At 66.0% G+C, this 7,038-nt stretch carries 7 protein-coding genes; 4 read left to right on the top strand and 3 right to left on the bottom strand.

Translation table 11 applies throughout. The annotated features are described in order from the left end of the window. From ACILQR_RS14720 to ACILQR_RS14710, 3 genes are all read right to left on the bottom strand, one after another. Positions 1–1,066: pectate lyase (locus ACILQR_RS14720; protein ID WP_395652137.1), on the bottom strand; the 1,066-nt coding region annotated here is incomplete at its 3' end. Between the two features lie 327 nt (positions 1,067–1,393). Then, positions 1,394–1,999 carry a response regulator transcription factor gene (locus ACILQR_RS14715; protein WP_395652136.1) on the bottom strand — a complete coding sequence of 202 codons (606 nt, stop codon included), beginning with the start codon at positions 1,997–1,999 and terminating at the stop codon, positions 1,394–1,396. Beyond that, positions 1,996–3,423: an ATP-binding protein gene (locus tag ACILQR_RS14710; protein WP_395652138.1), complete on the bottom strand. Its 1,428-nt coding sequence runs from the start codon at positions 3,421–3,423 to the stop codon at positions 1,996–1,998. Before ACILQR_RS14710 ends, ACILQR_RS14715 begins: the two co-directional genes overlap by 4 nt. Before the next feature lie 450 nt (positions 3,424–3,873). Here ACILQR_RS14710 and ACILQR_RS14705 point away from each other — a divergent pair, with 450 nt between their 5' ends. The 4 genes from ACILQR_RS14705 to ACILQR_RS14690 all read left to right on the top strand — a co-directional run. Then, positions 3,874–4,563, top strand: coding sequence for a TorF family putative porin (locus ACILQR_RS14705; RefSeq protein ID WP_395652135.1), 690 nt, complete (start codon positions 3,874–3,876; stop codon positions 4,561–4,563). 50 nt (positions 4,564–4,613) lie between these two features. Next, positions 4,614–6,566, top strand: coding sequence for a methyl-accepting chemotaxis protein (locus tag ACILQR_RS14700; protein ID WP_395652134.1), 1,953 nt, complete (start codon positions 4,614–4,616; stop codon positions 6,564–6,566). After that, entirely contained in the window at positions 6,566–6,847 is a 282-nt protein-coding gene (locus ACILQR_RS14695; RefSeq protein WP_395652133.1) for an STAS domain-containing protein, read from the top strand. The genes ACILQR_RS14700 and ACILQR_RS14695 overlap by 1 nt, the downstream gene beginning before the upstream one ends. Beyond that, positions 6,844–7,038, top strand: a 195-nt coding sequence (locus tag ACILQR_RS14690) for a response regulator (RefSeq protein ID WP_395652132.1), incomplete at its 3' end; no start/stop codon positions are given. The genes ACILQR_RS14695 and ACILQR_RS14690, both read left to right, overlap by 4 nt.

The following is a 7,038-nucleotide window of genomic DNA, read 5'->3' as shown; positions in this document are numbered from 1 at the left end:
GGGTGCGGCCCGGCGCGATCAGGTTCTGGGGCGTCCTGACCTGATCCAGCCAGTCCAGCGCCTCGGGCAGGCGTTCGAGGAATTTGCGGTCGCCGGTCAGCCGATAGAAGCCGATCATCGAGCGGAGGTTGGTGCCCGTGGTGTGGGTGGCGAAGGCCTGGGGTTCGATGGTGCGGGCGGGGGCGGGTTTCAGGGTGTCGGGGAAATGCTGCAGGCCCCAGGCCGGTTGCGGCATGGGCTGCTGGGTCTTCACATAGATGTCCATGCCTCGCTCAATAGCATCGACCAGACGCGCGTCGTTCGAGCCCAGGGCCTGGTGCGCATAGAGCAGGAATTCGATGTTCTCGCCCGCCACATCGTCGTTGAAGGTGATGTAGGGCGTATAGTCGGCGTGGCCGTGGGCCCCGCCGTTCTCGACGAAGGGGAAACGCTGGGGCCAGCCGCCGGTGGGATACTGGGCGTCGAGGACGAACTGGATCGCCTTGTCGAGCGGGGCCCGGTATTTCGCCTCGCGCTTCTCCAGATAGACGCGCAGCAGCAGTTGCGACGCCTCGGCCGTGCCGGCGTCGTCGAACGTCGCATTGCCGTAATAGCGATGGTATTCCTCCATCCGCCAGGCGTTGTGACCATAGGTCTCGTACCAGGCCTTGAGGCTGTCCTCGCCCGCCGTGTCGACGACGTAGTTCCAGCCCCCGCGCGGATGCTGGCCGGCGACCAGGGCGTCGGCGGCGGACTTGGCGGCGTCGTAGAACTGTTCGTCGCCGGTGGCGTGATAGGCGTCGAGGAAGGCGTGGCCGACCGTCGCCGTGCCCGGAGGCTGGACCCAGATGATGGTCGGCGAGGCCTCAAGCTCGCCCCAGCGGCGCGAGAAATCGGGCAGGACGTTCCAGACATAGCCGCCGCCGACCGCGACCTCGTCGGTCATGAAGGCGGCGGCCTTCTTCATCGCGGCCAGGATGGCGGTGCGGTCGGGGTTGGTCTGTGCAAAGGCGGCGGGCGCGGCCGAGGCAAAAGCGCTCGCGGCGGCGGCCCCGAGCAGGGCACGGCGGTTCATCGAGATGGACATGAGGATACTCCGAACGCTTCCACGGGGGCGGACTCTGCGGTCCTTCCGTATCAGATTAGGCGCTATGACACCGGTTTCCTAGTGGGTTCGGCCGAGCATTCTGGGGACCTTGGCGCGTAGATCGCCCCGACATGACGTCAGAAACGGTCGTATCCCCAGGCGCGGCAACAGATCGGGTCCGGCGAGTTTTGCAAACTGTAGGCGTCGGACGGGGGTCGGCACCCTGTGAGGATCGAAGGCCATGCCGACCTGATTTGGGGCCTGATGTCGAGAGCGGTGAGTGACGTTGAACGGCTTATATTGAGAGATGGGAAGTGGACGGCTCACTCAGTTCAGCCCCAGGCTCATCCGGACCAGGGTCGACAGGTTGGGGGCCTCCATCTTGGACATGACCTTGGCGCGGAATATTTCGACCGTGCGCGGGCTGATCTCGAGGTTGGCAGCAATTTCCTTGTTGGACAGGCCTTCGGCAAGCTGATCGAAGACCTGCCGCTCGCGCACCGTCAACTGCGCCAGCCGTTGCTCGATCATCGTCCGCTTCTCGATGTCCGCGCCGACCTGATGGACCCGGCTCACGCACCCCTTCACCGTCTCGATCAACCGATGCGGCTCGAACGGCTTTTCGATGAAGTCAGTGACGCCGGCCTTCATCAGCTCGACGGCCAGGGAAATGTCGCCGTGGCCCGTGATGACGATGACGGGCCAGGCCTCACCGTGCAGGGCCTTGATCCGCTTCACGACCTCGGTTCCGTCCATGCCCGGCATGTGCAGGTCGGTGACCACACAGGCCACCTTGTCGGCGGGCAGATTGTCGAAGAAGTCGACGCCGCTGGCGAATCCCCGGGCGCGCAGGCCCTCGGCGCGAAGGAGGGTCACGAGAGAATCCCGGACGGCGAAATCGTCTTCGATCACGAATATGGACGTCGTCATCATGGCAGGGGCTCCGGCAGACGCTGCAGGTTGAACGCGAAGGCGGCCCCGCCCAGATCGCTGGTCTGGACGCTCAGAACGCCGCCGTGGCGCTCGACGATCGTGCGCGTGACCGACAGGCCCAGACCCATGCCACCCGCCTTGGTGGTCATCAGCGGCTTGAACATCCGGTCGATCTGATCGGGCGCGATTCCGGGGCCGCTGTCCTCGACACTGATGCGGTACCCGGTCGTGGAGACCGCCTGCCCCAGGATCGCAACTTCGCGCCGGGGATGATCGGCGACAGCCTCGATCGCGTTGCGCACCAGGTTCACGATGGCCTGCTGGAACTGGATCCTGTCGGCCAGAACCCAGTCCGCCTGATCCTCGACGACGATCCGCAACTGGGTGCCGACCGCGGGACCGAGAAGCTGGAGGATCGGTTCCAGATCGTCGATCATCGACGAGACCCTGTGCGGGTCCAGTCGGTGCTCATCCCCGGCCAGCAGGTTACGCGCCCTGCGGATGATGTCGCCGGCCCTGAGGACCTGGTTCTTGGCCAGTTCGACGGTGCGGCTGGCGCTGTCGGCGAAGACGCCGGCGCGACCCAGATCCGCCTGGGTGGCCTGCAGATAGCTGGCGGCGGCCGTCAGCGGCTGGTTGAGTTCGTGGGACAGGGTCGCTGCGATCTCGCCCAGGGAGTTCAGCCGCCAGACCTGGTTCAGCTGATCCCGGAGCTCCTGATTGCGCGCCTCGGCCGAACGCCACCGGCTGAGGTCCGTGAGGGTCAGGATGGTGTCCGGCGGGCCGTCGGGGTTCTCGATCGGTGCCATGTGGATCCCGACAGGAAAGACCTCGCCGTCGCGCCGACGACCCGGCCAATAGAACTCGTCGCCACCACTGATACGATCCACGGCGCTGTCGAAGAACTCGACGAAATCACTGAACGGCTGGCCCAGAACCTCGGCTTCGCGAACCCCGAACAAGGCACAGGCCGGCTCGCTCATCGACAGGATGCGCGATCGGCGGTCGAGACTCACGACCGCAGCTGATGCCAGCATGGCGCTGATGGTGGCGTCGCGCGTCGAGAGCCTTGCCGACAAGGCCCGGGCGTTCGCCCTTGCGGTGCGTCCGATCCGTCCGAACTCGCCGATCGCAACGCCGACGCACGCGAAGAGGACGGCGTTGACGGCGGCGTCGACGACGCCTTCACGCGGCACCAGGGCGATATTCGCCGCGATCGAAAGGATGATGGCCAGCACCGTCGCGCCACGCGACGCCAGCAAGGCCGGAAGCATGACGGCCGGTATCAGCGGCAGGTAGTAGAACTTCCCGAACGCCTCCAGCCCGAGCCGGGCAAGCAGGGCGACCCCGACGGCCAGGACCGCCAGAACATAGCCGTTCGGCCCCCGGGAGACGGAGTTCGCGACCGAGCCCAATCGCGTCATCAACGATGACTTTTCCGTGGCCGTCACAAGCAGAACGCCGACTTCTACCGGGCGGGTCCCGGTCTTCTTATCCGGCGCAGGATATCAGTCGGACATATACGGGTAAATACCTATTCGTAATTCGCGAAAGCCCGAGGTTGCAAGCTTCAGCATTTCCACGTGGTGATGGACAATATTTGCGTTTCCGGCCCGACAACTGAACGCCGTTTAGTTGTCACTTCGTGATTGCTGCCGATACCGCAACTGTTGCGGACAGGCTCCGCGACCTCGGCAGCAGCCCATCCACACGATTCTGAAGCCTGTCGCCAGGCCGATCGACAGACCGGTGGTCGGCCTCACGGCTCGCCGTTAAGTATTTTTACGTAGGTGTCGGTTCACGAAGAATATTCGCCCTGTCGTCAACCTGATCGGCGAAATCGGGCCAGAACGGCTCTTTGAAGAACGAAGAAAATGAAGAACAACGTTACACGAATCGCCGGTCTCGCAGTAGCAATGGGCTGTGCCACGATCGCCTGCGACGCACAGGCCAGCGACCCCTTCTCGTTCCAGCTTGGCGTCGCCAGCCAGTATATGGGCAAGGGCGTCGGCAAGAGCAACGAGGAACCCAGCGTCTCCGGCTCGGTCGAAGTGACCCACAGCGGCTTCTACGCCAGCCTGTTCGCTGCCACTGCCGAACTGTCGCAGGGGTCGGACGCCGAAATCCTGACCACCGTCGGCTATCGCACGACCGTCGCGGGCACCGGACTGGATTTTGCAGTCATCAACCGCGACCTCCCGGGCACTCGCCCCGGCGTCGATGCCAACTACACCGAGTACCAGGCCGACCTGTCGCGCAAGATCGGACCCGTCTCGACCCGGTTCCGCGTCAACTACACCGCCGACGGCTTCGCAGCGACGCAGGAAGCCTGGTGGATCGAGTTGCAGGGCGGCGTCGCCCTGGACGCCAACACCCGGGCCACCGCAGCCATCGCCGATCGTACCGCCGACGGCGGCGCCGAATACACGGCCTGGAACGTCGGCGTGAAGCGCAAGCTGCCCCACGATCTGGCCCTCGACCTGCGCTGGTATGACACCGATGGCCACCGCTTCGGCGCAAGCTATGAAGGTCGGCTCGTCGCTGCCCTGACCCTGTCTCTCTGATCCCGACCTGATTTTCGACCCTTACCGCGTCTCTCGACCAGGAACCTGTCATGCACCTGAGCAATGTCCCGATCGGCAAGAAACTGATCCTCGCCTTCGCCGTCGTCCTCCTGGCGATCGGGGCCATGGGCGCGACGGTCTACGTCAACCTTCAGGCGCTCAAGAAGTCCGACGCCGGGCGAACCCTGGCGAACCAGATGGTCCGCGACGCCGCGGCGGCGGAGTTCTCGCTGGCGCGTCAGGAGAACAGCTATCGCGGCTATCTGGTGTCGGACGATCCCTACTACCTCGACCGCGCGAACACCCACCGGGCCACCTTCAAGGCCCGACTGGAAGACCTGCGCGGTGTCGGATCGCCTGAGGCGGACGCCAAGGTCGACGCCGCCGAGGCCGCCGGCGATGTCTGGTTCGATGCCGTGGTGGTGAAGGGTGCCGCCCTGGCCCGCAATCCCGCGACCCGCGCCCAGGCCGAGGCGATGGTCGGAAACGACGGTGAGGCCGACCGTCTGATGGCACCTGTCGAGGAAGCCATCGATGGGGTGAAGGCGATCAATCAGACCAACCTGGACGCATCGCGCGAACTGCAGCGTCGCGCGACCGTGGTCGCCGAGGTCAGCCTGATGGTCGGCCTGGCGCTAACCCTGCTGATCGCCCTGGGTGCCAGCTGGGTCCTGTCTCAGGGTATCGCCCGTCCGGTGCTGAGGATGACCGGCCATATGCGCAAGCTGATGGCGGGCGACAACACCATCGAAGTGCCCGAAGCCGCCCGCAAGGACGAGTTCGGTCAGATGGGCGTGGCCATCCTCGCCTTCCGCGACGCCGCACTGGAGAAGATCCGCGTCGAGGCCCAGGCCGCTTCGGACCGTGGCCAGTCCGACGCCGATCGCGCCGCCAACGAGGCCGACAAGGCCCGAACGGCACAGGAAGACGCCATTGCCATCAGCGCCCTGGCGGAAGGTCTTTCGGCCATCGCCAACGGCGACCTGACCCACCGGTTCACCGCCGAAGTGGCCCCCAAGTCGGCTCAGCTGAAGGAAGACTTCAATACGGCCGTGGCCCAGCTTCAGGACACGATCTCGGTGGTCGTGACCAATGTGTCCGCCATCCGTTCGGGGTCCAGCGAGATCAGCCAGGCCGCCGACGATCTGTCGCGCCGCACCGAGCAGCAGGCCGCCTCGCTTGAGGAAACCGCCGCCGCCCTCGACGAAATCACCGCCACCGTCAACCGCACCGCGTCGGGCGCCCGTCAGGCCTCCGACACCGTCCAGGCCGCCAAGGGCGACGCCGAGACCTCGGGCAACGTCGTCCGCGACGCCGTCTCGGCCATGGGTGCGATCGAGAAGTCGGCCCAGGAAATCAGCCAGATCATCGGCGTCATCGACGAGATCGCCTTCCAGACCAACCTGCTGGCCCTGAACGCCGGGGTCGAGGCCGCCCGGGCCGGGGACGCCGGTCGCGGCTTCGCCGTCGTGGCCTCCGAGGTCCGGGCCCTGGCCCAGCGCTCGGCCGAGGCCGCCAAGGAGATCAAGGTGCTGATCTCGGCCTCGACCAGCCAGGTCAACACCGGCGTCAATCTGGTCGGTCAGACCGGCGAGGCCCTGCAACGCATCGTCAGCCGCGTCGCCGAGATCGACGGCCTGGTCTCCGAGATCGCCGCCTCCGCCCAGGAACAGGCCACCGGCCTTCAGCAGGTCAACACCGCCGTCAACCAGATGGATCAGGTGACCCAGCAGAACGCGGCCATGGTCGAGCAGTCCACCGCCGCCAGCCACTCCCTGTCGCAGGAGGCCGAGAGCCTGGCCCAGTCGGTGTCGCGCTTCCAGATCGGTACTGCGGCTCCGCAGGCGACCCGCTCGGCACCCCGTGCCGCGCCCCGTCCCGCTGCGCACCGTCCCGCCGCCCCCGCCCAACGCCCCGTCACCGCCCTGCGCACCACGGGTCACGGCGGTGCCGCCCGTCGCCCCGAACCCGTCGCAGCCGCCGACGGATGGGAGGAGTTCTGATGCCCGACGCCCATGTGATCCTGCCGCCGGTTCTCGACCTCCAGTACGCCGAGCCCCTGCGGGCCGAGCTTCTGGCCCTGCGCGGGCAACCGGTGACGATCGACGGCTCGGCCGTCGAACGCCTCGGGGGGCTGTGCCTGCAGGTACTCATCTCAGCCCAGCAGAGCTGGGCGAGCGACGGACAGACCCTGGTCATCGACCGGGTGTCGCAAGCCTTTGCTGACCAATGGAATGCTTTCGGGGCCGACTTCATGGCCCCTGAATTCGGAGAAGCCGCGTGACCAAAACCATCCTCACCATCGACGATTCGCGCACCATGCGTGACATGCTGATGATGGCCCTGGTCGAGGCGGGCTATAATGTCATCCAGGCGGTCGACGGGATCGACGGCCTGGAAACGCTGAGCGCCGAGGGCGCCGACGTGATCATCACCGACATCAACATGCCCCGTCTCGACGGGTTCGGGGTCATC

Origin of the sequence: Brevundimonas sp., from assembly GCF_044239655.1 — a bacterium.
GTDB lineage: Bacteria > Pseudomonadota > Alphaproteobacteria > Caulobacterales > Caulobacteraceae > Brevundimonas.
Note: the sequence above shows the minus strand (reverse complement) of the source record. Positions and strands in the feature narration are given on the sequence as shown.

Bases quoted from the DNA above. Each gene is read 5' to 3' on its own strand.
- ACILQR_RS14700 (WP_395652134.1), top strand. From the start codon at position 4,614: ATGCACCTGAGCAATGTCCCGATCGGCAAGAAACTGATCCTCGCCTTC.
- ACILQR_RS14705 (WP_395652135.1), top strand. From the start codon at position 3,874: ATGAAGAACAACGTTACACGAATCGCCGGTCTCGCAGTAGCAATGGGC.
- ACILQR_RS14715 (WP_395652136.1), bottom strand. From the start codon at position 1,999: ATGATGACGACGTCCATATTCGTGATCGAAGACGATTTCGCCGTCCGG.
- ACILQR_RS14695 (WP_395652133.1), top strand. From the start codon at position 6,566: ATGCCCGACGCCCATGTGATCCTGCCGCCGGTTCTCGACCTCCAGTAC.
- ACILQR_RS14710 (WP_395652138.1), bottom strand. From the start codon at position 3,423: ATGACGCGATTGGGCTCGGTCGCGAACTCCGTCTCCCGGGGGCCGAAC.